General features: G+C 49.8%; 27 protein-coding genes and 4 pseudogenes. 16 read left to right on the forward strand and 15 right to left on the reverse strand.

Annotation, left to right across the window (positions count from 1 at the left end; translation table 11 throughout):
• Positions 1 to 161: 161 nt before the first annotated feature.
• The 7 genes and pseudogenes from AC22LX_RS05185 to AC22LX_RS05215 all read left to right on the forward strand — a co-directional run.
• A pseudogene (locus AC22LX_RS05185) lies at positions 162 to 290 on the forward strand (hypothetical protein); the annotation flags it as partial.
• A 93-nt stretch (positions 291 to 383) separates the two neighbouring features.
• Complete coding sequence (yeaG, locus tag AC22LX_RS05190; RefSeq protein ID WP_015366145.1) at positions 384 to 2,318, forward strand: protein kinase YeaG; 1,935 nt, start codon at positions 384 to 386, stop codon at positions 2,316 to 2,318.
• A 117-nt stretch (positions 2,319 to 2,435) separates the two neighbouring features.
• Positions 2,436 to 3,719, forward strand: a complete 1,284-nt coding sequence (locus tag AC22LX_RS05195; protein ID WP_015366144.1) for a YeaH/YhbH family protein — start codon at positions 2,436 to 2,438, stop codon at positions 3,717 to 3,719.
• 637 nt (positions 3,720 to 4,356) lie between these two features.
• Positions 4,357 to 4,572: a cold shock small protein YmcF gene (gene ymcF / locus AC22LX_RS05200; RefSeq protein WP_047077931.1), complete on the forward strand. Its 216-nt coding sequence runs from the start codon at positions 4,357 to 4,359 to the stop codon at positions 4,570 to 4,572.
• A gap of 205 nt (positions 4,573 to 4,777) precedes the next feature.
• Positions 4,778 to 6,268, forward strand: coding sequence for a diguanylate cyclase DgcJ (gene dgcJ / locus AC22LX_RS05205; RefSeq protein WP_063447189.1), 1,491 nt, complete (start codon positions 4,778 to 4,780; stop codon positions 6,266 to 6,268).
• A gap of 60 nt (positions 6,269 to 6,328) precedes the next feature.
• Positions 6,329 to 6,829 (forward strand): YbaK/prolyl-tRNA synthetase associated domain-containing protein, encoded by a 501-nt coding sequence (locus tag AC22LX_RS05210; protein ID WP_045393294.1) that lies wholly within the window; start codon positions 6,329 to 6,331, stop codon positions 6,827 to 6,829.
• A gap of 140 nt (positions 6,830 to 6,969) precedes the next feature.
• Positions 6,970 to 7,416, forward strand: a complete 447-nt coding sequence (locus tag AC22LX_RS05215; protein ID WP_045393296.1) for a DUF441 domain-containing protein — start codon at positions 6,970 to 6,972, stop codon at positions 7,414 to 7,416.
• On the opposite strand, the gene AC22LX_RS05220 is transcribed toward AC22LX_RS05215, so the two are convergent.
• Positions 7,400 to 8,194, reverse strand: coding sequence for an AraC family transcriptional regulator (locus tag AC22LX_RS05220; RefSeq protein ID WP_487333787.1), 795 nt, complete (start codon positions 8,192 to 8,194; stop codon positions 7,400 to 7,402). The two genes, AC22LX_RS05215 and AC22LX_RS05220, sit on opposite strands and share 17 nt — an antisense overlap.
• 97 nt (positions 8,195 to 8,291) lie before the next feature.
• Between AC22LX_RS05220 and AC22LX_RS05225 the strand changes: the two genes are divergently transcribed.
• Entirely contained in the window at positions 8,292 to 9,473 is a 1,182-nt protein-coding gene (locus AC22LX_RS05225) for a CynX/NimT family MFS transporter (RefSeq protein ID WP_045393300.1), read from the forward strand.
• A gap of 33 nt (positions 9,474 to 9,506) precedes the next feature.
• Here the strand turns inward: AC22LX_RS05225 and AC22LX_RS05230 are convergent, their stop codons facing one another.
• Positions 9,507 to 10,199: a CTP synthase C-terminal region-related (seleno)protein gene (locus AC22LX_RS05230; protein WP_045393302.1), complete on the reverse strand. Its 693-nt coding sequence runs from the start codon at positions 10,197 to 10,199 to the stop codon at positions 9,507 to 9,509.
• A 140-nt stretch (positions 10,200 to 10,339) separates the two neighbouring features.
• On the opposite strand from AC22LX_RS05230, the gene AC22LX_RS05235 reads away from it, so the two are divergent.
• Positions 10,340 to 10,687, forward strand: a complete 348-nt coding sequence (locus tag AC22LX_RS05235; RefSeq protein ID WP_045393317.1) for a DUF488 domain-containing protein — start codon at positions 10,340 to 10,342, stop codon at positions 10,685 to 10,687.
• Positions 10,688 to 10,697: 10 nt separating this feature from the next.
• On the opposite strand, the gene AC22LX_RS05240 is transcribed toward AC22LX_RS05235, so the two are convergent.
• Positions 10,698 to 10,946, reverse strand: a complete 249-nt coding sequence (locus AC22LX_RS05240) for a putative hemolysin (RefSeq protein WP_045374851.1) — start codon at positions 10,944 to 10,946, stop codon at positions 10,698 to 10,700.
• Between the two features lie 292 nt (positions 10,947 to 11,238).
• Between AC22LX_RS05240 and AC22LX_RS05245 the strand changes: the two genes are divergently transcribed.
• From AC22LX_RS05245 to AC22LX_RS05260, 4 genes are all read left to right on the forward strand, one after another.
• The gene (locus AC22LX_RS05245) at positions 11,239 to 12,261 is read left to right on the forward strand and encodes a sensor domain-containing diguanylate cyclase (RefSeq protein ID WP_045397993.1); all 1,023 of its coding nucleotides are present in this window, start codon (positions 11,239 to 11,241) and stop codon (positions 12,259 to 12,261) included.
• 47 nt (positions 12,262 to 12,308) lie between these two features.
• Positions 12,309 to 12,413 (forward strand): YoaK family small membrane protein, encoded by a 105-nt coding sequence (locus AC22LX_RS05250; protein WP_045374857.1) that lies wholly within the window; start codon positions 12,309 to 12,311, stop codon positions 12,411 to 12,413.
• Positions 12,410 to 12,484 carry a protein YoaJ gene (yoaJ, locus tag AC22LX_RS05255; RefSeq protein ID WP_100279139.1) on the forward strand — a complete coding sequence of 25 codons (75 nt, stop codon included), beginning with the start codon at positions 12,410 to 12,412 and terminating at the stop codon, positions 12,482 to 12,484. Before AC22LX_RS05250 ends, yoaJ begins: the two co-directional genes overlap by 4 nt.
• 132 nt (positions 12,485 to 12,616) lie before the next feature.
• Complete coding sequence (locus tag AC22LX_RS05260; protein WP_487333788.1) at positions 12,617 to 12,736, forward strand: hypothetical protein; 120 nt, start codon at positions 12,617 to 12,619, stop codon at positions 12,734 to 12,736.
• Positions 12,737 to 12,783: 47 nt separating this feature from the next.
• On the opposite strand, the gene AC22LX_RS05265 is transcribed toward AC22LX_RS05260, so the two are convergent.
• From AC22LX_RS05265 to lpxP, 3 genes are all read right to left on the reverse strand, one after another.
• Positions 12,784 to 13,047 (reverse strand): DUF2534 family protein, encoded by a 264-nt coding sequence (locus AC22LX_RS05265; protein ID WP_015366132.1) that lies wholly within the window; start codon positions 13,045 to 13,047, stop codon positions 12,784 to 12,786.
• A 114-nt stretch (positions 13,048 to 13,161) separates the two neighbouring features.
• The gene (gene leuE, locus AC22LX_RS05270; RefSeq protein ID WP_047045141.1) at positions 13,162 to 13,800 is read right to left on the reverse strand and encodes a leucine efflux protein LeuE; all 639 of its coding nucleotides are present in this window, start codon (positions 13,798 to 13,800) and stop codon (positions 13,162 to 13,164) included.
• A gap of 91 nt (positions 13,801 to 13,891) precedes the next feature.
• Entirely contained in the window at positions 13,892 to 14,806 is a 915-nt protein-coding gene (gene lpxP, locus AC22LX_RS05275; RefSeq protein ID WP_045397989.1) for a kdo(2)-lipid IV(A) palmitoleoyltransferase, read from the reverse strand.
• 925 nt (positions 14,807 to 15,731) lie between these two features.
• On the opposite strand from lpxP, the gene AC22LX_RS05280 reads away from it, so the two are divergent.
• Complete coding sequence (locus AC22LX_RS05280) at positions 15,732 to 16,919, forward strand: HD-GYP domain-containing protein (protein WP_045397987.1); 1,188 nt, start codon at positions 15,732 to 15,734, stop codon at positions 16,917 to 16,919.
• A gap of 74 nt (positions 16,920 to 16,993) precedes the next feature.
• Positions 16,994 to 18,778, forward strand: coding sequence for a diguanylate cyclase (locus AC22LX_RS05285; protein WP_045397984.1), 1,785 nt, complete (start codon positions 16,994 to 16,996; stop codon positions 18,776 to 18,778).
• Between the two features lie 43 nt (positions 18,779 to 18,821).
• On the opposite strand, the gene AC22LX_RS05290 is transcribed toward AC22LX_RS05285, so the two are convergent.
• Both AC22LX_RS05290 and AC22LX_RS05295 read right to left on the reverse strand, forming a co-directional pair.
• Complete coding sequence (locus tag AC22LX_RS05290; RefSeq protein WP_047045152.1) at positions 18,822 to 19,250, reverse strand: glycine zipper 2TM domain-containing protein; 429 nt, start codon at positions 19,248 to 19,250, stop codon at positions 18,822 to 18,824.
• A 75-nt stretch (positions 19,251 to 19,325) separates the two neighbouring features.
• Complete coding sequence (locus AC22LX_RS05295; protein ID WP_072251527.1) at positions 19,326 to 19,736, reverse strand: Spy/CpxP family protein refolding chaperone; 411 nt, start codon at positions 19,734 to 19,736, stop codon at positions 19,326 to 19,328.
• 215 nt (positions 19,737 to 19,951) lie between these two features.
• On the opposite strand from AC22LX_RS05295, the gene AC22LX_RS05300 reads away from it, so the two are divergent.
• Positions 19,952 to 20,980, forward strand: coding sequence for a diguanylate cyclase domain-containing protein (locus AC22LX_RS05300; protein WP_046883172.1), 1,029 nt, complete (start codon positions 19,952 to 19,954; stop codon positions 20,978 to 20,980).
• Between the two features lie 14 nt (positions 20,981 to 20,994).
• Here AC22LX_RS05300 and AC22LX_RS05305 read toward each other — a convergent pair.
• The 7 genes and pseudogenes from AC22LX_RS05305 to AC22LX_RS05335 form a co-directional block, all read right to left on the reverse strand.
• Positions 20,995 to 21,126, reverse strand: a pseudogene (locus tag AC22LX_RS05305) (sugar-binding protein); the annotation flags it as partial.
• A gap of 198 nt (positions 21,127 to 21,324) precedes the next feature.
• The gene (locus AC22LX_RS05310; protein WP_045413618.1) at positions 21,325 to 21,750 is read right to left on the reverse strand and encodes a tetratricopeptide repeat protein; all 426 of its coding nucleotides are present in this window, start codon (positions 21,748 to 21,750) and stop codon (positions 21,325 to 21,327) included.
• Positions 21,751 to 21,977: 227 nt separating this feature from the next.
• Positions 21,978 to 22,499, reverse strand: a complete 522-nt coding sequence (locus AC22LX_RS05315; protein WP_049059672.1) for an SMI1/KNR4 family protein — start codon at positions 22,497 to 22,499, stop codon at positions 21,978 to 21,980.
• Positions 22,500 to 22,515: 16 nt separating this feature from the next.
• The gene (locus tag AC22LX_RS05320; RefSeq protein ID WP_487333959.1) at positions 22,516 to 22,626 is read right to left on the reverse strand and encodes an HNH endonuclease; all 111 of its coding nucleotides are present in this window, start codon (positions 22,624 to 22,626) and stop codon (positions 22,516 to 22,518) included.
• Between the two features lie 273 nt (positions 22,627 to 22,899).
• A pseudogene (locus AC22LX_RS05325) lies at positions 22,900 to 22,983 on the reverse strand (RHS repeat-associated core domain-containing protein); the annotation flags it as partial.
• Positions 22,984 to 23,110: 127 nt separating this feature from the next.
• Positions 23,111 to 23,578, reverse strand: a complete 468-nt coding sequence (locus AC22LX_RS05330) for a hypothetical protein (RefSeq protein ID WP_047045164.1) — start codon at positions 23,576 to 23,578, stop codon at positions 23,111 to 23,113.
• A gap of 385 nt (positions 23,579 to 23,963) precedes the next feature.
• A pseudogene (locus AC22LX_RS05335) lies at positions 23,964 to 24,224 on the reverse strand (RHS repeat-associated core domain-containing protein); the annotation flags it as partial.
• Positions 24,225 to 24,317 lie beyond the last annotated feature (93 nt).

Below are 24,317 nucleotides of genomic sequence, written 5' to 3' on the forward strand. Positions count from 1 at the left end.
GAAGGTGTAGTCGCAGAGCACGTTATCCAAATCGCTTCTGTAACCTGGCACGAGGGTTGCTGAGAAGTGAAGGATGTCGTTCAGCCTGCTCCTTCCGGGGGCCCCTACTATTCATATGAACGGCTCTCAACCTGTGCTAAAAAACGAAAGGACGGCATGCCATGAATATATTCGATCACTATCGCCAGCGCTATGAAGCTGCCAAGGACGAAGAGTTCACACTGCAGGAGTTTCTTACCATCTGCCGGCAAGATCGCAGTGCTTATGCCAACGCGGCTGAGCGGCTATTGACGGNATGTCGTTCAGCCTGCTCCTTCCGGGGGCCCCTACTATTCATATGAACGGCTCTCAACCTGTGCTAAAAAACGAAAGGACGGCATGCCATGAATATATTCGATCACTATCGCCAGCGCTATGAAGCTGCCAAGGACGAAGAGTTCACACTGCAGGAGTTTCTTACCATCTGCCGGCAAGATCGCAGTGCTTATGCCAACGCGGCTGAGCGGCTATTGACGGCCATTGGTGAACCAGTCATGGTCGATACGGCCCTGGAGCCGCGGCTGTCCCGCCTCTTTTCAAACCGGGTTGTTGCACGCTATCCGGCGTTTGAAGAGTTTTATGGTATGGAAGATGCCATCGAGCAGATTGTTTCCTATCTGAAACATGCTGCGCAGGGTCTGGAAGAGAAAAAACAGATTCTGTATCTGCTGGGGCCGGTCGGCGGTGGTAAGTCCTCGCTGGCGGAACGACTGAAATCGCTGATGCAGCGAGTGCCAATCTATGTACTGAGCGCCAACGGCGAACGCAGCCCGGTCAACGATCATCCGCTGTGCCTGTTTAACCCGCAGGAGGACGCGCAGATCCTCAACAAAGAATACGGTATTCCTAACCGTTATCTCGGCACAATTATGTCGCCATGGGCGGCGAAACGCCTGCACGAGTTCGGCGGCGATATCACTAAATTCCGCGTCGTGAAAGTGTGGCCGTCAATCCTCGAACAGATTGCCATCGCCAAAACGGAACCCGGTGATGAAAATAACCAGGACATTTCGGCGCTGGTGGGGAAAGTGGATATCCGCAAACTGGAACACTATGCGCAAAACGACCCGGATGCCTATGGTTACTCCGGCGCGCTGTGCCGCGCCAACCAGGGGATCATGGAATTCGTCGAGATGTTTAAAGCGCCGATTAAGGTACTGCACCCACTGCTGACGGCGACCCAGGAAGGCAACTATAACGGTACCGAGGGGATCTCCGCCCTGCCGTTCAACGGCATTATCCTCGCGCACTCCAACGAATCCGAGTGGGTAACCTTCCGTAATAACAAAAACAACGAGGCGTTCCTTGACCGTGTCTATATCGTCAAAGTGCCTTATTGCCTGCGCATCTCGGAAGAGATCCGTATTTATGAAAAACTGTTGAATAACAGTGAGCTGACCCATGCGCCATGCGCCCCAGGAACGCTTGAAACGCTGTCGCGCTTCTCTATTCTGTCGCGCCTGAAAGAGCCGGAAAACTCGAGCATCTACTCGAAGATGCGCGTCTATGACGGCGAAAGCCTGAAAGATACCGACCCGAAAGCGAAATCCTACCAGGAGTATCGCGATTACGCCGGCGTCGACGAAGGGATGAACGGTCTCTCTACCCGTTTTGCCTTTAAAATTCTCTCAAGGGTGTTTAACTTCGATCATGCCGAAGTGGCGGCCAATCCGGTCCATCTGTTCTACGTCCTGGAACAGCAAATCGAACGCGAACAGTTCCCGCAAGAGCAGGCCGAACGTTATCTGGAATTCCTCAAAGGCTATCTGATCCCGAAATACGCCGAGTTTATCGGCAAAGAGATCCAGACGGCGTATCTTGAGTCTTATTCCGAATATGGACAGAACATTTTTGACAGATATGTCACTTATGCAGATTTCTGGATTCAGGATCAGGAGTACCGCGATCCGGATACCGGGCAACTGTTCGACCGTGAATCGCTGAATTCGGAACTGGAGAAAATCGAGAAACCTGCGGGGATCAGCAACCCGAAAGATTTCCGTAATGAAATCGTCAACTTCGTGCTCCGCGCCAGAGCGAATAACAGCGGACGTAATCCGAACTGGACCAGCTATGAAAAACTGCGCACGGTTATTGAGAAGAAAATGTTCTCCAATACCGAGGAGCTGTTGCCGGTCATTTCGTTCAATGCCAAAACGTCTACCGACGAGCAGAAAAAACACGACGACTTTGTCGATCGCATGATGGAAAAAGGCTATACCCGTAAACAGGTGCGCCTGCTGTGCGAATGGTACCTGCGGGTACGTAAATCGTCCTGATAGCGACAAACCCGGTAGCCGCGGCTGCCGGGTTTCAGCACCACGGCTCGTATAATGAAAGACATCTACCCTAATCAACATCAGGGTACAGTTGGCAAATGCAGTACAGGAGGGCATATGACCTGGTTCATAGACCGACGCCTGAACGGGAAGAACAAAAGCGCTGTCAATCGTCAGCGCTTTCTGCGCCGTTACAAGGCGCAGATAAAGCAGTCGATCTCCGAAGCCATCAATAAACGTTCGGTGACCGACATTGACAGCGGTGAGTCCGTCTCTATTCCGACGGACGATATTAACGAGCCGATGTTTCATCAGGGGCGCGGCGGGCTACGTAATCGCGTCCATCCCGGCAACGATCACTTTGTGCAGAACGACCGCATTGAACGCCCTCAGGGCGGCGGCGGTGGAGGCGGCGGTGGTCAGGGGCAGGCCAGCGCCGATGGCGAGGGCCAGGATGAATTCGTCTTTCAGATTTCCAAAGATGAATATCTTGACCTGCTGTTTGAAGATCTGGCCCTTCCCAACCTGAAGAAAAACCAGCAACGCCAGTTGAACGAGTTCAAAACCCATCGTGCGGGTTTTACCGCCAACGGCGTACCGGCCAATATCAGCGTGGTGCGCTCGCTACAGAATTCGCTGGCGCGGCGAACCGCGATGACCGCCGGTAAACGGCGCGAACTGCGGGCGCTGGAAGACGATCTCGATACCATTGCCAAAAGCGAACCAGCGCAGTTGCTGGAAGAGGAGCGGCTACGTAAAGAGATTGCTGAACTGCGGGCTAAAATTGAGCGCGTGCCGTTTATCGACACCTTTGATTTACGCTATAAAAACTATGAGAAACGACCGGAGCCTTCAAGCCAGGCGGTGATGTTCTGCCTGATGGATGTTTCTGGTTCAATGGACCAGTCCACAAAAGACATGGCGAAACGTTTTTACATTCTGCTGTATTTGTTCCTCAGCCGGACCTATAAAAACGTTGAGGTGGTCTATATTCGCCACCACACCCAGGCGAAAGAGGTGGATGAACATGAGTTTTTCTATTCCCAGGAGACCGGCGGCACGATCGTTTCAAGCGCCTTAAAGCTGATGGATGAGGTTGTTAAAGCCCGCTATGACCCGGCGCAGTGGAATATTTACGCCGCGCAGGCGTCGGATGGCGATAACTGGGCGGACGACTCGCCGCTGTGTCATGAACTGCTGGCGAAGAAAATATTGCCGGTGGTTCGTTACTACAGCTATATCGAAATCACCCGCCGCGCCCACCAGACGCTGTGGCGCGAGTATGAGCATCTGCAGGCGACGTTTGAGAATTTTGCAATGCAGCATATTCGCGATCAGGAAGATATTTACCCGGTCTTCCGCGAGTTGTTCCATAAACAAGGCGCCACCAGTAATACTTAGTCTCATAAATCAGCCAGATAAATACCCATTCTGGCTGATTTATCTGTCACGAAAACACATTGCCAGGCAGATTCTGGCTCCGTCCATTTAAATTTTGATAATTGCCGAATTAATCCTTTACGCATCGGGCCTCCGGACGGCTAAAATAAAGGTTGCACTATTTTTTCTACTATGCGTTAATGGTTGCGTCGATTTGAAAGACAGAAAGATATTACCCAAGCAGTTACTCACACCTCCAGGCGCTATCGCTGATACCACCTTTCCTGAGTCTCTCCAATAGTATTAAGATTCTTCTGCAAATCAAATCCTGTATGCTTTGATACATTAAAAACTGGATAGAAGATGACTAATAAGAGTAATGGCTTAGTAAGACGGTTAAACGCCGACTGAATTTGATGCGAACTTCTGATTTACGATAACGATGACGGCCTTGACCTGAGTAGATAAATAAGAAGCATCTCATTCAAATCAACACAAAATGGCATAAATTGATAACATAATTTGTCAGGCATGCTATTTTTAGTAGTAACACAAACGATATTTCCGTTTTGCAGTTCAGCCCATCAGAAATTTACATATTCATCTGTGGGTCAGTGACAAAATGTAAAAAAACATAATAATATAAAAGGATAAAATTATGATTAACAATATTCATTTCCGATGCCCGTGCTGCCATGGGTCACAGTACAGAACCTCACATTTTGATGTGAGCGAAAAAAACCCCTTCGGCGCGAAATGCATTTTTTGCAAATCCGACATGGTGACTTTTGACAATATCGAATCTATCGATGTTTATCAGCCTGTCATGTCACAAGTCGCCGGAAGCAAAATGTTTGCCTCCGCCGCCTCATGAGTGGCCTTTGGCCAGTCCTGCGCACTCTTCAGACACGCGTCATGAAGAGTGCCGCATTTTAGTTAATCTGCCCTGCCTCGCTCTCCACACCTACACTATCTGTCAGCATAGTTAATCTGACCAGCCGTTCGTTCACCCACGCTCTGGTAGCCTGTTTATCCACTATGATAAAATCAGCTAAACGGGTAAGACGAATCCAAACATCATGAAATTACAGAATAAATTACTGCGACATGTTATTTCCGCAGGCGTTGTGGTGTTGACGTCTTCATTTCTTGTATACGAATTAATCGCTACCCATCGCGATATGTCAGGCTATATGCGATACATCATAGAAAAAGGAGAATCGACCTTTCTCTATGATAAGTATCAGAATCAACTCATCATCTCTCAATTTCTGCGCAAACTGGATACTCCCCCAAATCAAACGGAGCTAGAGCAGGTCTGCAATAGCGTACAACACCACGGGGATGTCAGTGGTTTGAATATCGCCGGATATACCTATCCCCAACTGCATGGCACGCTAAGCGCCGCGCATGCCGACTGCGGCAAGTGGCGTGGCGATATTCCTGCGCTCCAGGCATTCGATCGCGCGGTTGCCAGGAATGATAGCTGGCAGCCAGAGGTACCTGCGACGCTCAAATCAGAAAAACGCTTTCGCTATTACATAGATCTGGTAAATAAATATATCTATTTTTATGCGCCCGTCAGAATTAAAAGCAATCCGATACAGAACTGGAATTTTCTTCAGGACAGTAAACTGGGTATTAGCCAGGCCAGCCTCGATGGTTTAGAACAGGGTCGCTCGCTCATCTCAACCGTGTATGTTGATGCGATGACGGGAAAGAATATTTTATCGTTTTTAACGCCGGTGTATTTCAAGGATAAGCTAAAAGGCGTAGTGATGGTCGATGTGACCGCGCAAGAGATTGAGGCGTTGTTATATACCAGCGACCGGCCTTTAGTGTGGCGCTATCTGGATATTACCTTGAAGGATTCCGATACTGGCGCCCTCATTGAGGTACATCATAGTAAAACACATCTGTTGAATTACGCCCATTACACCCATCAGGTGGCAGAAAACTTACGGATAAGCTTATCTCTTGATATTATGTATTTTCTGCTCAGTTCGTGGAAACTCTTCCTGTTTTATTTACTCTCTACCGCCGCGTTACTGCATCTGGTGCGGGTTCATTTCCGCCTTTATAACTCGGTATCGAAAGAGAATATCAGCGATACCATGACCGGCCTTTATAATCGTAAGATCCTTACCCCGATGCTGGAGTCGCGCCTGCAACGGCTTACCGCGCAAGGGGTTAACGTGGTAACGATGGCGCTTGACTGCGATGGACTGAAAAAGATCAACGATACCTGGGGGCATAACGCCGGCGACGAAGCGATTATTCTTCTGGCGCGGGCTATTTCCGCTTCCATTCGTAGCAGCGATTATGGCGTGCGCTTAGGAGGTGATGAGTTCTTTCTAATTCTGATCGATTATCCGCATGATGAAGCGGAAAATATCGCGGCGAAGATCCGGCAATATCTGGCGATTCATGACCATCAACAGCGCGTCGATTTTTCCTGGGGCGGGGAACATCTCGCGCCAGAACAATCACTCAGCGACGCAATGAAAGCTGCCGATGCGCGCCTGTATATGAACAAAAAGCAGAAAAAAAGCCCCGACCTTCGCAGATAAGTTTTCATTGCCATCGCGCGGGGTTAAGCTTTGCCTTTTCTGTAGAGGAACTATCGCAACATGCAATCGCCAGAGACCGCAGACATACACCAGCGGTTATGTCGCCTCCTTGATCGGCAACAGGCTCGCTACCGGGTTATGGAACATGAAGCCGTTGGTAAATGTGAAGCCGTATCTGCAATCCGCGGTACCGCGCTGGGACAGGGCGCCAAAGCGCTGGTCTGTAAAGTGAAAGGTAATGGGATAAACCAGCACGTGCTGGCTATCCTTGCCGCCGATCAGCAGGCCGATTTATCCCGCCTGGCGCAGCATATTGGCGGCAGTAAAGCGTCACTCGCCAGCCCGGCAGAAGTCGATGCCCTTACCGCCTGCGTATTCGGCGCTATTCCGCCGTTTAGCTTCCACCCTAAGCTAAAACTGGTCGCCGACCCGTTGCTGTTCGAACGTTTTACAGAGATAGCCTTTAATGCCGGCCTGCTGGAAAAATCGATCATTATGAATACCGACGATTATCTGCGTATCGCCCGTCCTGAGCTGGTAGCGTTCCGTCGCGTCATTTAACGCATCGCCGGTATGCGACAAGGTTCACGGGCGGCGCTGGTAGTCTTATTTGCAGCTAATAAATTAAAAGCCTGTTTATTCACGCGATTATGCGTAGAGTAAGCAGGTTTTCTTTTTTTATTTTGGCAAGGATCTCTGGCATGTTCGATACAACCCTGTTTATTTTGCTGGGGCTGGCGGCGCTCGGCTTTATCAGTCATAACACCACTGTCGCTATCTCAATACTGGTGCTCATCATCGTGCGGGTGACGCCGCTTAATGTTTTCTTCCCCTGGATTGAAAAGCAGGGGCTGACCATTGGTATCATCATTCTGACCATCGGCGTGATGGCTCCCATCGCCAGCGGAACGTTACCGCCCTCGACGCTGATCCACTCTTTTGTGAACTGGAAGTCACTGCTGGCGATTGCCGTGGGCGTGTTCGTCTCGTGGCTTGGCGGACGCGGAGTCGCGCTCATGGGTTCGCAGCCTCAGCTGGTCGCCGGGCTGCTGGTGGGTACCGTGCTGGGCGTGGCGCTGTTTCGCGGCGTCCCGGTCGGGCCGCTTATCGCCGCCGGCATTATTTCACTTTTTATCGGAAAGGCTTAGATAAACTGGCGTGGTAGCGGCCAGGCGTTTGCCCTAATCCTTTTTTAAACATGGTGATAAAGGCGGTTGTTGAATCATAACCGAGCGTCTGAGCGGTTTGCTGTACCGTCTGTCCGCGCACCAGCATCTGCAGCGCCAGAATCAACTGCAGCTGATGCCGCCAGCAGCGAAAGCTTAGCCCGGTTTCCCGCACCACCAGCCGCGCCAGGTTGCGTTCGCTCATGGCGAACGCCGCCGCCCACTGCGACAGCGTCTGCCAGTGCGCCGGATCGCGAGCCATGGTGTCGGCCATCCGGCGGATCTTCGGATGTCCTGAAACCGGCAACTGCAGGTGCTCCTGCGGTTGTTGCGGTAGCTCATCAAATAACACCTGCACCAGGCGCTGCGTAGGCGGCGCGTCAAGCGCCTCCCTGCCGCGTTCGGCAAGGGCCATAATCAACTCTCGCACCAGGGGTGAGATTTTTAACGTGCAGCAATGCTCAGGCATCGGCGCCGCCCCCGGTTCGATAAACAAAAAGCACACCTGCGCCCCTGGCGTTGCACGATTGCTGTGTGGAAGCTGACCCGGAACCCACACCGCATACAGCGGCGGCACCATCCACATAGCGTTATCCACTTCGCAGGTTAAAGCGCCGTGCAGCGCGAGGATCAGTTGACCTTTGCGGTGCTGATGGCGCGGAATAAACTGCTCGTCGTCCACCACCTGGATGCGAAACGCCAGCGCCGCTTCATGCCCGCTGTCTGGTTCATAGCCGTCTAAACCCAGTCCAATCATCAAATTGTCCGATATTAGCGATAATCTGTCATTTTAGCTTGATTCAAACAGCGGTTAAACAGGCTATTGTTACGACCCTGTTTATTAGTCTGAGAATGTTATGAGTCCTGTTTCTTCCTCTGCCAACGGCAGCAAGCTGCTGCTGATTGTCGGCATTTTATTTATCGCCGCCACGCTACGGGTAACTTTCACCGGTATCGCCCCACTGCTGGATGCGATACGCGCTGAATACCAACTGACGACGGCGCAAACCGGGCTGCTCACTACACTACCTTTGCTGGCCTTCGGACTGGTCTCTCCGCTGGCGGCCGGCGTCGCCCGCCGTTTCGGCATTGAGCGTAGCCTGCTGCTGGCGATGGTGATTATTTGCCTCGGGATCGGATTACGTTCCCTCCCCTCAACAGCCTGGCTATATCTCGGTACAGCGCTCATTGGCTGCGGCATCGCGCTGGGTAACGTGCTGCTGCCTGGGTTAATTAAGCGTGATTTTTCCGGCCATGTGGCCCGTATGACCGGCGCCTACTCCATTACCATGGGTGCGGCGGCGGCGGCAGGTTCCGCAATGGTGGTGCCGCTGGCGCTAGTGGGTTTTGGCTGGCGCGGCGCGCTGCTGCTACTGATGATTTTCCCCCTATTTGCGCTCTTTCTCTGGCTGCCGCAGGCCCGCCGCCAGGCTTCCACGCCGATGACCGGTTCGGGCGCCGCGCATAATCGGGGGATCTGGCGCTCGGCGCTGGCCTGGCAGGTAACGCTGTTCCTCGGCATTAATTCACTGGTCTATTACGTGATCGTTGGTTGGCTGCCCGCAATCCTGCAGAGTATGGGCTACAGCGAAGCGCAGGCTGGCTCTCTGCATGGTCTGTTGCAGCTGGCGACCGCTGCGCCTGGCCTGGCCATCCCGCTGGTACTCCATCGCCTGAAAGATCAGCGTGGCATCGCCGTTCTGGTAGCCTTAATGTGCGTGTTCAGCACGCTCGGTCTGTGGTTACTGCCCGGTCAGGCGGTGATCTGGACATTGATTTTTGGTTTCGGATCCGGCGCTACCATGATCCTTGGCCTGACGTTTATTGGCCTGCGCGCCAGCTCAGCGCATCAGGCCGCGGCGCTCTCCGGCATGGCGCAGACTATCGGTTATCTGCTGGCCGCCTGCGGGCCGCCGCTCATCGGTAAAATCCATGATGCTTACGGCGATTGGCATATACCGTTAATTATCGTCGCACTCATCGCAGTGATCATGGCGCTGTTTGGCGCCCTTGCCGGCAGGGCGCGGGAAATTCATTAATAACAAGGGTCGGCAGCCGGGGCTGCCGATTTTTTATTGTCGGGCTGCGTGCAGGAAAGCCTGTACCAGCGGCGCCGGACGCCCTTCCAGCGCGTTGCGCTCGTGCTGGAACAACGTGGCGACGAAGAACGGATGGGTGGTTAACTCCACGGCGCGGATCTCGCCGTTCTCATCCCAACCGGTCACCCGCAGCGCGCCCTGCTCCAGCTCATGGGCAAAGCTTTCGGCAATGCCGTAGTTACAATGATATCCCTCTTCAATGCTGTCCCGGCCATAAGCGCGAGCAATCAGCGTGTTCGCGCGCAGCTCGATAGCGTCTGATTTCTCCACCAGCGAACAGCTTAACGGCGCAATGACCATTCGCCCTTCGCTATCGGTTTCGGCGTGCGCCGCATCCTGCCATCCCATTACATTACGGGCGTATTCGATAATCGCGTGCTGGAAACCGCCGCAGGTGCCGAGGAACGGAATGCCATTTTCACGGGCGTAGCGAATGGCGATAAATGCGCCTTCGGCGTTTTTATACGGGCTGGCGGGAACCACCCAGATAGCGTCATAATCGGTGAGCCGGTCTGCGCTGGTAATCTCGCTGGTGGCTATCCAGTCATAACTCACCGGTTGTTCCAGAACCGCGGCTGCGTCATCAATAGCCAGCGAAATCGCCTTATGGGCAATCACGTCAGGGTTGTAATCGCCAACAAGAGCAATGCGCAAAGGGGTGTTCATAGCAGGATCCTTATGTCTGTGGATTATCGGGCAACACAAGGAACCTCAGATTAGCGTTATCATTCGCGGAACACAATGGTTATTTATCGGTGCGCTGCAAGGGCTTACCGCCCGATTGACATAACGACGGGAGAATAATGATGATTCAATGTAAACGCGTTTATGACACCACAGAGGCCAGCGACGGTTACCGCGTGCTGGTCGATCGCCTGTGGCCACGGGGGATAAAAAAAGAGGATTTGCATTATGACGAGTGGTGTAAAACCCTGACGCCTTCCAGCGATTTACGCAAGGCTCTGCATGGAGAAGCGATTGACTTCCCTCACTTCCGCCAGCAGTACCACAAAGAACTGGAAAACCATCGCGATGAAGGGCTACGGCTCGCCAAATTGGCCAACCAGCAACCATTAACCCTGCTCTATGCGGCAAAAGATACGCAACAAAACCATGCGCTGGTGCTGGCGGAGTGGCTAAAGAGCTTAATTTAGCGGCGGCGAATTATTTTTTCGCCGGATGATCGCGCCGCCACAGTTCCCATTCATCGAGCGTTTCGCCACTGGGAAGTTTACAGTCGGTGCGCACGCCCTGAGGTGTCTGGACCGGAACCTGCTTACCGCCCTTCTGGTCGCAATAGACGGCGGCCGGATTGGCCATCCCGATCGAGTTTGGCGGCGGCGGCGCATCAGGCTGTTGTGACTGAGCGCAGCCCGCTAACGCCAGCGGCAACATCATTACTATCCACTTCATAATTGCTCCTGTTTTATTCAAAGCGACCTTTCGCCCTGAATCTCCACGGTTTCTCCATTTTAACTACACTTTTGCCCTTTAGAGTAGCGCTCGTTCTCGAATTGACCAGAGAACAGATCATTCCATAATCAATGAGTTTTGCCCCATCGCCCCCGATGGGGCTTTTTTTTACCGTCGCGATAGCAGATATCCCCCTGCCAAATGTGATACATTCGTTATAAATATGTTTGTTATTAGCTGTTCGCTGCGCCAGCTCGCAGTACTGCGCTAACGTCCGGGGGCCGTTTCATTCATGTCAGACTTCATTCTTGCCCGCGTCTCACAGACGCTTGCTACCGAACGAACGCTCGAAACGTTGGTGCGACAATTGCTGGAAATGCTGGAGCTGGTGACCCGTATGGAGTCAACTTATCTCACCCGCATTGACTTCGAAGCGCAGCGCCAGCTCGTCATGTATGCCCACAACAGCAGCGAAATGCAGATCCCCGAAGGGTTCTCCGTTCCCTGGGACGAGTCGCTTTGCAAACGCGCGCTCGATGATAACTGTATATTTTGCAACGACGTTGGCCAACGTTGGCGCTCCTGTATTGCCGCGCAGGAGCTCGGTATCGCTACGTTCTTCAGTATCCCGGTCCATCTTGCCGATGGTTCCTTATATGGCACGTTGTGCGCCACCAGCCGCGTCAAGCAGCCCTTTAACCTGGAAGGCGAGCAGGTTATGATCCTGTTCGCCAGCCTGATATCTCATTACGTGGAGAAAGAGACGCTGGTTCAGCAACTGCGCAGCGCGAATGCGGCGCTGGAGATGCACTCCTATACCGATGAGTTGACAGGTTTAGCTAATCGTCGCGCATTGTTTAAACATCTTAAGACGCTGTTTATTACAGCTGGCGCCCAACAACGCAGACTTCTGCTTATCTTCATCGACCTCGATGATTTTAAAGCGATTAACGATAAACTGGGCCACCCCTGCGGCGACAGTTTTCTCATCCAGATAGGCGAACGATTAAGTGCCAGCGTGCGTGACGAAGATACCGTTGGCCGCCTCGGCGGCGATGAGTTTTTAATCATCGGCCCGGCGCTTGAATCATCCGCGCAGGAGGCGTTTATTGCCCACTTACGCCAGCAGCTTACCGGACGTTACCGCCTGGCCGGACACGGTATAGAATATCCTGGCGCCAGCTTTGGGGTGATCGAAGTCGATCCGCGAAATATGGATGTTGAGCAGGCGCTACGCGCGGCGGATGAGGCTATGTACCACGACAAAAACGCACGCCGCATGCTGACCCGGTTCGATATTGACCAAAAAGCATAACTTTCCAGTATGATAGATAACATAACGTTAATAGACAGGAACTGAGCATGAAATTGGGTATTCTTTTTCCGGTGGTGATTTTCATCGTCGCCGTGGTCTTTCTGGGCTGGTTTTTTGTTGGTGGCTATGCGGCGCCAGGGGGGGCATCATGAAAAAGACGACCATTATTATGATTATCGTCGCCATCGTAGTGGTCGCCGGTACCGAATTGGGCTGGTGGTAATCTCATTTTTCCCCTCCGCCCGGTATTGCAGAGTTGTCTTATCTACTCAATAAGTTAAGACGATACACTCACTTCATCAGCCGCTTCGCTGTATTTATTTGCTAAAGCGGGCATTAACTGGAGAAGTGAGTAATGAAAAAACCGATGGTGTTACCGTTGATTATTGCGCTGTGCACGCTGTTATCGGGATGTATCGTAGATGATGGTTATCATCATCAACACCACCACCATCATCATGACCGTGGCTGGTGACAGATAGGATCATTCAAAAAGGCGAACAAGAGTTCGCCTTGTTGCATTTAGTCCTGACGATCAGAACCTAAAAACAGAAAGCCCAGCGGGATAGCAAATAACACGGTGAACACGGTACTGTAAACCATCACCATCGCGCCTTGCAGGAAGAACATTGAAGTTGTCCACTCCGAGTACGGCATGTTGTACTCGCTCACCACGCCACCGAACGTTGCGCGGCCCACGACGGCAAGCGCAATAGCAAATACCGTCGCCATCGACAACAGAAACTTCTTGCCGTTTTTATTACTGAGGATTTTTTGCAGAATCATCCGGGTTCCCTTCTCTGTGAGCGATAATCGGCTGTATATGTAACACCAATGCAATAAAAATTGAAGGGTTTTTGTTACAACACAGCGATTATCGCTGGCAGATAGTTTCCGGGATCAGGACTGCAGCGTCGCCAGGCGTGCGGCAAAGCCGACAAAGACCAGGCCGATCAAGCTGTTGCCCAATTTCGCCAGTTTCTTTTTGGTTTTCACATAGCGCGTAACAAACGAACCAGACAGGATAAGGAAGCTCATGTAGATAAAACTAATGATCTCCAGCGTCAGCGCCAGGATAAAGAACGCGACGCCCGGCGATGTCGCATTAACGTCAATGAACTGGACGAAAAAAGAGACATAGAAAAGGATCGCTTTCGGGTTGGTCAGGCTCAGGGTTAACGAACGTTTGAGGATCGCGCTCCCCGGCTCAGCATCGGCGGCATCATGCCCCTCGCGCTGTTTAAATACCGAGTAGAGCATTTTGGCGCCCAACCAAAGCAGATAAATCGCGCCGAGATAGCGCACAATATTAAACAGCACCGGGGTCGTTTTGATAAGCGTCGCAACGCCAGCAAAAGCCAGGAACATCAGAACCGCATCGCCGATAAATACGCCAGCGGCGGCAAGGTATCCTTTCTTAACGCCGTGCGCGATACCGGTTTTCAGTACAAAAAAAGTATTGGGACCTGGTACGAGAATGATAAAAATAGCCCCGACCAGGTAGGTCAGATAATTCAAAACACCAAACTCAGCGAACACGCTGCACTCCTTCGCTTTCAACAAAAAGTATGATCCGGCTCACGTTAACGCAACTGCGGTCATTTTGAAAGCGTGGAGCGCAACTGTGGTACTAATATACCGAAGTTTCGCCAAGCGGGCGGGTTTTGAACCGGCGATGCACCCACAGGTACTGCTCCGGCGCACGCAGAATTTCGCGTTCAATGACCTTGTTGATATAACTGGCGGCAATCTGTTTATCTTCGCCGGGATAATCATTCATGACTTCACTGATATGCAGGCTGTAGCCTTTACGATCCAGCTTGCGCACCATACTGATACTCAGCATTTTTGAACCGGAGAGGCGCGACAGCACCCAGGTACCATTAGTCGTCGCCGCCTGTGGAACCGAGAAGAACGGCGCAAATACGCTGCCCTTCGGGCCGTAATCCTGATCCGGCGCAAACCACACCGCCTCACCGGATTTCAGCGCATGTACCAGACCGGAGAGATTACGACGGTCGATCATCGCTTTATTCGAGCGCAGACGAGCGCGAGTCTGCACCCACTCCATAAGCGGGCTATTGTGCGGGCGATACGTCGCCATCATCGGACGACACAAGCCCATTGCGCGGCCACCCAGTTCCAGTGACATAAAGTGAATGCCAACAACCATCACGCCTTTATCGGCGCTGAGCGCGTTGTTCAGATTGGCGATACCGTCGACGTCAAACCATTTTTTAACGCGTTCATCGCTCCAGAACCACGCCATACCCGTTTCGATAAGCCCCATGCCGAGAGACATAAAGTTCTCTTCCAACAGCTTTTCGCGGGCAGCGCAGGACATCTCCGGAAAGCACAGCTCAATGTTACGCCGGGCAATGTGTTCCCGACGTTTCAGAAAACGACGTGATAACCGCCCTGCGCTAGTACCGAGCGTATGTAACACGGGATAAGGGAGTTGGACGATTAACCAAAGAATGGCCAGGCCAAACCAGGTCACCCAATAGCGGGGAAGCAATAGATGTTTTTTAAAGGCGCAAGACATGGTTTTTCCTGTAAACATTAAAATATAGGGTAACGCTTAAGGAAAAAACGAGTCCCTTCATCCGTCATTAGGCGATACAGCAAGTCAGACAATAGTAATCCTGGTAAATTCACGGCAGCAAGAAAAAATTACACTTAATGCCAAAATACATAATAGATTCACAGATGTTACAAATTGTAAAGCGGAAATGAAGTCCGTTCATTCATATTCACGCTGATAATCATTTTCGCGCTAATGATTTTTTCTGATATAGGAATGGACTTAAACTGCTATCTGGCGTTTTTACAGGCATGACATCACGCAGGCCGCTGTTGACGCCGCCTTCCGGCACATTAGGCCCTGAACGCGCACGGGCAAAAAACATACATACATCAAATATAGTCAGTGCAAACAATCACTGTGGATAATAATATTTGCGACCGCGCTGGCCGATTAAAAATGTTAGCTATTAATAAATATAAATAAGAACAGGATTATTTATGCTTACTGATAAATACTGACAAAAGTATAACATTGCAATTAACTAATAGTCGCGTTCGCAGGAATCTCAACTATTCCCTGGTTGTTACTTTTTGCTGCACTCCTGGTAATTAAACCGCATTGCCGATGCCATCTCGCAAAATTGAGACTGACAACACATTATCGCTGATTTGGGTTTGTCAGTCCGCGCCTATCGCCTCCTGAAAGGTGATGTAAAAGCAATCACTCCTCATCGCAACTAGATATGAATCAAACTGTGAAAGGATTCATCAAGTGATTAGCAGAATGAAAGCGACTATGTGAGCTAAAATGAATTGTTTACGGAGCGTGGATGAAGCCTCAGATATACATCTCTTCACTCATGCAGCGTCCGGGAGGCATTTGAGCATGCTTTCGGATGCCACAGGATTAACGGCAACAGCGGTTTACATGGACGGAGAGAAAAATGCGTATTGCCTTAAAGTCGGCTTTAATGCTGGTCACGCGCGTCATTAACGCCATCAACCCAAGGTTGGACCTGCATTTACTGCGCACGGCGCTGATAAGCTACAAATTATCGCTGGCGTTGGAGCTTCCAGCACTGCAGCAAAAAACCATCTTTCTGGCCGCGCTGCTGCATGATATCGGCGTACTGGGTGATAAGCGGCGCATTGACTCACTGAATGCGATAGATAACCTTTATGACCCACACCAAATCCGCGGCGTACAGATGCTTGCCGGCCTGGACACTTTTACCCTTATCCGTCCTATTATTGGCGATCACCACTTTGATCCAACCCGCAAAGGCAATCTGGAGCAGCATATCGTCTATTTTGCGGACTGCTTTGAGCGTCTCCTTCCTACGCAAGGCGTCGTTGCTCCAGACCAACAAAAGGCGCTCGTCGCCCGCTTTGTCGATGACTATCGCGATATCGATCCACCACTTTGCGATACTCTGCGTGAACTAGCGCAACACCCTACCTTCTGGCGCCATATGCAAGCAGAGCATATTCAGCGGTTGCTGGAAATTGTGGGGCCGATTAACGACGTATATATTGACATCGATGGTCTGAAAGATATTTGTTTGCTGATCGCGAAAATTGTTGATACCTACAGTAGTTTCACCGCCAGCCACAGCATCATGGTTGGCGAAATTTCTTATGCCCTCGCCGTCTATATGAATTTACCGCCGCTGGTGTGCCGTAAAATTGAAATTGCCGGCTATTTGCATGATATCGGCAAAATATATATTCCACTGGCGATCCTCGAAAAACAGGCTGAACTTAGCGATGACGAAGCCGAATTGATTCGCGAACACAGCTATATGACCGGTGAAATATTACGAGATTTCACCGATCTGGCGGAAATCATCGATTGGGCCGCTAATCACCATGAAAAACTCGATGGCAGCGGCTATCCACTTCATTTGAATCATCGTTATTTGCACCTTCCAGACAGAATTATCGCCGTTGCGGATATCTTTACCGCGCTCGTTGAGGATCGCCCTTATCGGCTCGGTATGCCGTATCAAGAGGCGTTACATCTTATCGAAACTGATGTTATAAATGGCGCTCTGGATAACGATGTGTATCTTGTTTTGCGCCAGCATGCCGAGGAGTTACACCACCTCGTCACCCGCATACCGCGCCTCTGAATCTTCCGGTTGGCTGCGGGGTTCTATAATAAAAAGACGAATGTCTCATTCATCTGCCTGCAAGGAAATATTCGGTGAGAATCGCCACCATGACTAACTGGGCCTACGGGATCACCGTAGGCCTGACCATTGCATCCGGTATGGCGATGCTAATGGCTTCCGGCGCCGATCGCGCTGAACGCCAGGCTGTACAACAACGGGATGCGTTCGTTCGTCTTGCCGATGAGATAGAAAGCGACGCGTGGGAGCTTTCGGACCTCACGCGACTGTACGTCATCGAAAAACAACCAGAGACCCTGCAACAGTATCGTCAGCAGATCCAAACTCTCAAATCAATTGAAGATCGGTTGCTTAAACTAAAAGACATTGGCGCCAGCCAGCAGGAGTTGGCGCTGTTGCGCGACGGCCTGCGTATTGCCGATGAATTACAAGATGAACAGCAGGCCGCCATCGATCGCGTCGCTCGCGGCGAAGAGAAAGAGGCGATTTTGCAGGTTTACGGCAAGCCTTATGAGCAGGAGTTGGATCGGGTGCAAACGCAGATCGATCATTTCCGCCTGCTGCTGGAAGGCCGAACGAACAACGCCATGCAGCAAGCTACTGAAAAATCGCACCTCTGGCGGACGCTTTCGGAAGCGATGGTCGGCCTGACCGCCTTAATGTTTTTATTTGTTCTCGGTTTTATTCTCAAACGCCGGGTACTCACCCCTGTGGTACGACTCAGCGATGTGGTACAACGTCTGGCATCACAGGATTATGCCGTCGAACCACCGCACTTCAAACAGATCGATGAAATCGGCGATATGGCGCAGGCAATCCGCATCTTTCGCGAAAATGGCCTTGCCCGCCAGCGCCTTGAACAACAACGCGATGCCGACTGGGCGGTTCGTGAACTGCTGGCGCGAATGACTCAACGCTTGCAGGGATGTGAGTCATTCGAGGATGTGGTGAAGGTTGCTGAACTTTTCGCGCCCAACATCGCGCCGGACGTTCCTGGCCGACTGTATATTCTGGATACCGATCCCTGGCAAATGCGCTGCGTCGCGCAGTGGCTTTCGCCACCTGACGAGCCCGCAGTCTTTTATCCTGATAACTGCTGGGCAGTACGCCGCGGTCTGAGCCATCCGCCGGTTAACGGCGAGCCGGACATCGCCTGCTATCATCTGCCGCAAGAATGTAACGAGCAATCATTGTGCGTCCCACTGATCGCCCAGGGTGAAGCCATTGGCCTGCTCTCTTTTCGTAATGTCACCAGTGAGACAGCCCCTTCCCGCGCCTATCTCGAACTCATGGCGGAAGCGCTGGGCCTGGCGCTGTCCAATCAGCGTCTGCGCAACGCGCTGCTGGAAAAAGCGTTGTTTGATTCTCTGACCGGGTTGCGAAACCGCCACCATCTTGAGGAAGCGCTGCATACGCAGATGAATCTGGCGGTGCGCAACAACAGTCCGCTGAGCTGCCTGATGATTGATATCGATCACTTTAAGGCGGTTAACGATAATTACGGCCATGAAGCGGGCGATCTGGTGATTAAAAACGTCGCAGCGATCATCCAGCGCGCGGTTCGCGATATTGGCATGGCATTCCGCTATGGCGGCGAAGAGTTTTTGGTGCTGCTTTCCGGCAGCGATGAGGCCAGAGCGGAAGCCTGCGCGACTGAAATCTACAACAACGTGAGAAATATGACTTTACGCTGCGGGCTGACGGATATAGGCCAGGTGAATGTCTCTATCGGTATCGCCAGCTATCCGCAACACGCGCAAAGCGACAGCCTGCTACGTGCTGCAGATGCCGCGCTGTATCGGGCGAAAGAGCTGGGACGTTCGCGGATTATCCGCTTTGATATGCTGAAATCAGCATAACGTGTCACGCCAACCGGGAGTATATTGGCTCCCGCTTGGCGCATTACACCGATTTATCCACCCGGGTATCATTTCCCGACGTCAGGATACGCACCTTATCTCCCTTGTTGAAGATAAGCCGACCGTCGTAACCCTGTAGCACCTGTATCACCTGGCCGCTATTGGTTTTGATTAGCAGTTCAACCTGCTGAGCGCCCTGCTGCCGATCCTGGTGATAGCGTGAAGCGCCAGCTCCGGCCAGGGCGCCTGCGGCGGTCATTGCCGTCTGCCCTTTACCATTACCGAATTGATGGCCGACAACGCCGCCCAGCGTTCCCGCAGCCAGCGTGCGAAGCGGCTGGCGCTGATGCGGGTTGCTAATAATATGGCTTTCCTGTACGACGCCATAATCGACCAACGTTTTAGTCCCGGCGACCCCAGCCTGGCTAAACAACGCGGTCATTCCCAGCGCAATAAAGAGAAACTTCTTCATGATGGCACCCTTGTCTTTTCATTGCGGAAAGTCATTACGCATGTTCCGCCAAAGGGCGGAACATGCGTACATTGTTTAGTTTAGTGCCTGCTGCAGATCTTTTTTTACCTGCTCGCGCTGTTCAGCCGTCAGTACCTGATTAATACCGAAGTAATATTTCACTCGGTAATAACGCGTTTGCTGATCCAATTGCGCAAAAGCGGCTAACTGCTGTTTTACTTTCGCATCATCCCATTTGCCGGATTGAATCACATCAACCAGAGCCCCATCCTGGTAACCACCAATTTTGATATTTTTGAGGTTTGTTTCCAGCTCCTGACGCAGGGCCTGAATTTTGCTGACCTGATCGTTGCTCAGCTTGAGATGTTGCACCACCGGGTCCTGGGATAACGGCGGTACTTCGGTTGTCGTCGCGGCCTGAGCGGCAACGGAAAGACCCGCAGTCATCAACACGGCGGCCAGGGTGTTACGCAAGAAAGTATTCACGATAAATTGTCCTTAATACGCTTTATAAAGAGTGCGGATTATTACCTCCGGAATATGATCCATCTGTAACTAAGCGTTAAATTTAAATCTGGACAAATTTACAATAGATTTTATTTAATAGATAAAATAGCGGAGATGTCAGCAGCGGATCTTTTTTTAACTACACTTATTGTTATATTGGTTGAATATTCTCTTCGATTCATCAGGAACGCCTTATGCCACCACGTAGCGCCAGCGATCTCTACGCCGAAATGAAAAATATGTCAGTAGAAGAGCGTATTCGCTTTTTCTCGCTTTCGCTTGCGGAAATGCATCGTGAGCTGCAAGAGAGTATCAGCGAGATTGAGTCGATGCAGCGAGCGCTGGCAGAAAGCGAGGAGAACCATCGACAGCTGGTTGAGACCGCGCAGGATGCGGTGATTACCATCAATCATGCGGGCGTAGTGATTAACTGGAACCAGGCCGCGGAAAGAATGTTCGGCTGGTCCGCTGGGGAAGCTATCGGCAACAACCTGGGCGAGATGATCGTGCCGGAAGAGTTTCGCGAGCAGCACGCACGTGGTTTAATGCGCTTTCAGGCGGCTCAGCCGTCGAATATCCTTAATCGCACCATCGAAATTACCGCCCTGCATCGCACTAAAGGCAAGTTCCCTATCGAGCTGTCAATCTGGCCACATCAACAATCAGGCAAGCAGATTTTCTCCGCGTTTATTCGCGATATCACCGACCGCAAACAGCGGGAGCAGGTGGTCTGGTTGCACGCCAACTTCGACGCGCTGACCGGATTACCAAACCGCAGGCTGTTGGTTAATCGCCTGGAGCTGGCGATTACTCAGGCCATCGCCAATGAGACAGAAGTAGCGCTGCTCTTTATCGATCTCGACCGCTTTAAGCCGGTGAATGACGTTTACGGCCACGCCGTGGGTGACGAACTGCTGCGGCTGGTGGCGTTTCGTCTACAAAGCGTTTTACGAGAAGGTGATACGGTGGCCCGCCTCGGTGGCGATGAGTTTATCGCCCTGCTCCCTGGTTTAAAAGCAAACGATCCGCTCCCCCGACAAACGGCGGAAAAAATCAGCAATGCGCTGACTCAGTCATTTTTGATCCACGAGCATGTTATTACGATTTCCGGCAGCATCGGCATTGCGCTTTTCCCTCACGATGCCGCAGATGCCGATACATTGCTGAACAGTGCGGATAAAGCGATGTACAGTAGTAAGAAGGCGACGCCGCGAGAGAGGTAAGTAAGGTATTCAGCCGTTTCAGCGTCAAAATACTGGCCCCGGAAGCGCAGCGGGTTGTTGATACGATCGGCGTAGACCTCCCCTTTTTCTCCCCATACGCCCGTCTTCTCTGACCACACTATCTCGCCCTGCAATGGCGTCAGGCGGTGCTGCCGGCTGCCAGTATCAAAAATACCCTGTGCCGCCGGCTGGAATCTTTTTTCCCGACATTATTCCATTTGCTAAAAGGGCTTTCGCATTGCAAAAACCACACAGTAGCGTGGATTTTTATCATTTAAAGAAATAGTTCTTACTCTCGCTAAAAAATAAACTCTCTCATTTTCGATTACTTTATAAAATTTCCACTATGCCCTTTTATTTAAAAAAAACTCAAGGTACTTCTTAGGTCTGCCTTTAAATGCTCTCTCTTTTCCATAGCTATAAGCATCGTTAAAATATTTGTAAGCTTCATCAAATTGTTCTAGCTCATAACAAACCATACCCAGATCGATCGATGGCGCTGTATCTATCTCCGACCCTCTCGTTTGCAACGTCATTTCGCCCCATTTTTTTGCCTCATTGTAATCACCAAGGTCAAAATAAGCGCTGAATATATTTGCGGAAATCCAGTTAGCAACTTGCCATTCTGGTTTTGGTTCAGGCAAAATACTCCAGGCTTTTTCATATTGCTCTAACGCCTGTGCATATTTTTTGTCATCATGCAACTCATTCCCTTTTTCAACAAAGGAGTTAACTTTGGATTCAATTCTTGGATTTTCGAGTTCTTTCATAGTGCAATACTCCTTTACTGGAAATACTGAGATTTTTCTTCTGGGCCAATAAAATTTTCAAAATGTTTATATCTATCAGGAAGCAAGACTCCCTAAACCCTATGATTCCATTTATAACTTTTTAATGCTTGACATTATAGATATGCAATCCAATTTATTATTGAACCCTGCATGATAATTAACCAAGCAGGGTATTAAAGAAGTACATCCTTAAATTAAGAATATCATTACAATCCCGTAGATAACATCATTCCTTTATTAACTGTTAGATTCATTATACTTCCAAAAAAATCTGAAAAGGTTTTATTCATAAGATAAAGATGATTTAAATCATCATCATCACTAATATCATAGCTTTGTTTATTATCTTCAGCATGTAGGCAAGTCCGGTCCCAGTAATAAACTCCGGCTAAATCATTTTTAGTTATCAGGACATAACCATTGTCACTTGGATCCATGCCAATTATTAGCGCGCCATCAATAAACGATATTTCATCTAGTAACTCTTCATTAATTTCAATTATATCAAAATTACTATTACTAGTCTTATAACCAAGAAGCACATCGAATGAAATAAAATCATTATCAACCTTGTCGAATGGTAGATCGCAATAGTCAGGTGCAACGATTCTATATCCATTGTGTTTTTTTAAAAAATCTTTGTAATCATCAGGAAAAGCAACAGAGAAATGTCCCTCCAGATAACTAATATCTTGTTTATCAATACTTAATCCAGTCAAAATAGGCATTCTATAACTCCTGATATTATTGACAGTTGCTTTTTATTTTAGATACACCACCTCTATGGGTGAACCGGCGATGAATATTTTTGGGCACTTCCTGCATTGTGATGCCATTTTGATGATGATGCCACATATTAAGATCATAATTCGCCTGACCTTTTGGCGCTAATGCATCTGCTTTACCAAAATCTCCTCCAGGTGACTTACTATGATCTCCCCTTAAGTCTGGAACATTAACACTCTGCCTTTCATATGGTGTAAAATCTGGAAACCCTTCTGGATAGCGAACAACATTGCCAGCACTATCTTGGTATACCCAAACTTTGCTTTCAACTTCTTGCCAAACCGTTCCCCCTTTATTAAGCCACTTGCTTATATCAGGTGAGTTTAACGGTTTTCCAGTCAGCCCCCACGGATCCACCCATCCCAGCGGGTTCGGCGCATACTGAAAAACATTCAGCCCACCGGCTAATCCAATCGGATCAGACGAACAATCCTATCCCCTGGGCCAATCGTACCGTCAACCCGCACCAATCTAAGCTCTAAGATAGAGTTCCCAAAGCGCAGCGTTGCTATAAAGGCCGGGAAGAGTTAATTTATTACCCGGCTTTGCTTTGTTATTTACATGGATTCCAAAATGAAAAATCCCCTATATATATTTCATTCAATTTCAAGTCGGACGGAATGTTATCTATACTGTCAGCTATCTCATCAAATGGTGAGGGTAATATAAATTGAATGCCAAAATCCTCGTCTATAATAATGGAACCATTAAATATTCTTTGCCGATAAGTGAGTTTTTTTATCTCACCAAATTCTTGACCGGCATATAATAAGTTTTTGTATAACCCTTTGTAATTTTGATTGCATCCAATAGAAAATATATTTCCATCAGGTTCGGTTGATATAGTTAAAGTATCATCCAATACATAGGCAAATCTCTTACTCGCATCAGGTAGAAGATACTCTTTGTACTCAACACAATGGTCAGCATACATTTCAGCAAGATAGACAGATATATTTGTATTTAACAGCACATCGCCTAACGAATGAAATGATTTTATTTCTGCAGAAAAATCAAACATTTTACATCCCACCATTTACTAATACACCGTCGACATAAACAGGAGAGTCCTTTATTAGATCATAATTTTCAAAACCACCATGACCTATACGTCCATATACGATATCCTCACCTTCACTATTAGTCCTATAAACCTTCCAGTAATCATTTCCATGAATATTTTGTTGTTTTGCGTTACCACCAGGATGATAATCTAATTTATATGTTGTACCAGATTTTGTCGTTTTCACATATTGTATATGTTGAATAGCCTCAGGCCTACCAGCTTGTGGATAGATCTTCGTCCAACCTTTAGATGTTAAAAGGGAGTCTATTTCAGCCGGAGTTTTACCTGTTAATTTATTTACCCACCTTTGGGTTATATTGTCCTTTTCCGCGAAGCCACATTTTAGTCCCAGCGGATCGATCCAGCTTAATGGGTTCGGCGCATACTGATAAACATTCAGCCCACCGGCTAATCCAATCGGATCCTGGCTAATAAATCCCGCAATTTCAGGATCATAGTAACGATGTCGATTATAGTGCAGCCCCGTTTCAGCGTCAAAATACTGGCCCTGAAAACGCAGCGGGTCACAATGATAGTGCCAGCTCTCCTTCCTGCCCGCTTCCTGCGTCAGCAGCGCCAACAGCTGAAAACTTACAGGATAGTTGTTAATATCACCGGACTTAGAATATTTAAAGAGCGAATATATTATGATAAATTCACTTTAATATCCCGCCTATCCAGATACAGCTGTAAA

The organism is Klebsiella sp. PK01 (genome assembly GCF_057624675.1).

Coding starts and splice junctions, on each gene's coding strand:
- yeaG (WP_015366145.1), top strand. CDS start 384: ATGAATATATTCGATCACTATCGCCAGCGCTATGAAGCTGCCAAGGAC.
- AC22LX_RS05195 (WP_015366144.1), top strand. CDS start 2,436: ATGACCTGGTTCATAGACCGACGCCTGAACGGGAAGAACAAAAGCGCT.
- ymcF (WP_047077931.1), top strand. CDS start 4,357: ATGATTAACAATATTCATTTCCGATGCCCGTGCTGCCATGGGTCACAG.
- dgcJ (WP_063447189.1), top strand. CDS start 4,778: ATGAAATTACAGAATAAATTACTGCGACATGTTATTTCCGCAGGCGTT.
- AC22LX_RS05210 (WP_045393294.1), top strand. CDS start 6,329: ATGCAATCGCCAGAGACCGCAGACATACACCAGCGGTTATGTCGCCTC.
- AC22LX_RS05215 (WP_045393296.1), top strand. CDS start 6,970: ATGTTCGATACAACCCTGTTTATTTTGCTGGGGCTGGCGGCGCTCGGC.
- AC22LX_RS05225 (WP_045393300.1), top strand. CDS start 8,292: ATGAGTCCTGTTTCTTCCTCTGCCAACGGCAGCAAGCTGCTGCTGATT.
- AC22LX_RS05230 (WP_045393302.1), bottom strand. CDS start 10,199: ATGAACACCCCTTTGCGCATTGCTCTTGTTGGCGATTACAACCCTGAC.
- AC22LX_RS05235 (WP_045393317.1), top strand. CDS start 10,340: ATGATTCAATGTAAACGCGTTTATGACACCACAGAGGCCAGCGACGGT.
- AC22LX_RS05240 (WP_045374851.1), bottom strand. CDS start 10,946: ATGAAGTGGATAGTAATGATGTTGCCGCTGGCGTTAGCGGGCTGCGCT.
- AC22LX_RS05245 (WP_045397993.1), top strand. CDS start 11,239: ATGTCAGACTTCATTCTTGCCCGCGTCTCACAGACGCTTGCTACCGAA.
- AC22LX_RS05250 (WP_045374857.1), top strand. CDS start 12,309: ATGAAATTGGGTATTCTTTTTCCGGTGGTGATTTTCATCGTCGCCGTG.
- AC22LX_RS05260 (WP_487333788.1), top strand. CDS start 12,617: ATGAAAAAACCGATGGTGTTACCGTTGATTATTGCGCTGTGCACGCTG.
- AC22LX_RS05265 (WP_015366132.1), bottom strand. CDS start 13,047: ATGATTCTGCAAAAAATCCTCAGTAATAAAAACGGCAAGAAGTTTCTG.
- lpxP (WP_045397989.1), bottom strand. CDS start 14,806: ATGTCTTGCGCCTTTAAAAAACATCTATTGCTTCCCCGCTATTGGGTG.
- AC22LX_RS05280 (WP_045397987.1), top strand. CDS start 15,732: ATGCGTATTGCCTTAAAGTCGGCTTTAATGCTGGTCACGCGCGTCATT.
- AC22LX_RS05290 (WP_047045152.1), bottom strand. CDS start 19,250: ATGAAGAAGTTTCTCTTTATTGCGCTGGGAATGACCGCGTTGTTTAGC.
- AC22LX_RS05300 (WP_046883172.1), top strand. CDS start 19,952: ATGCCACCACGTAGCGCCAGCGATCTCTACGCCGAAATGAAAAATATG.
- AC22LX_RS05310 (WP_045413618.1), bottom strand. CDS start 21,750: ATGAAAGAACTCGAAAATCCAAGAATTGAATCCAAAGTTAACTCCTTT.
- AC22LX_RS05315 (WP_049059672.1), bottom strand. CDS start 22,499: ATGCCTATTTTGACTGGATTAAGTATTGATAAACAAGATATTAGTTAT.
- AC22LX_RS05320 (WP_487333959.1), bottom strand. CDS start 22,626: ATGTGGCATCATCATCAAAATGGCATCACAATGCAGGAAGTGCCCAAA.
- AC22LX_RS05330 (WP_047045164.1), bottom strand. CDS start 23,578: ATGTTTGATTTTTCTGCAGAAATAAAATCATTTCATTCGTTAGGCGAT.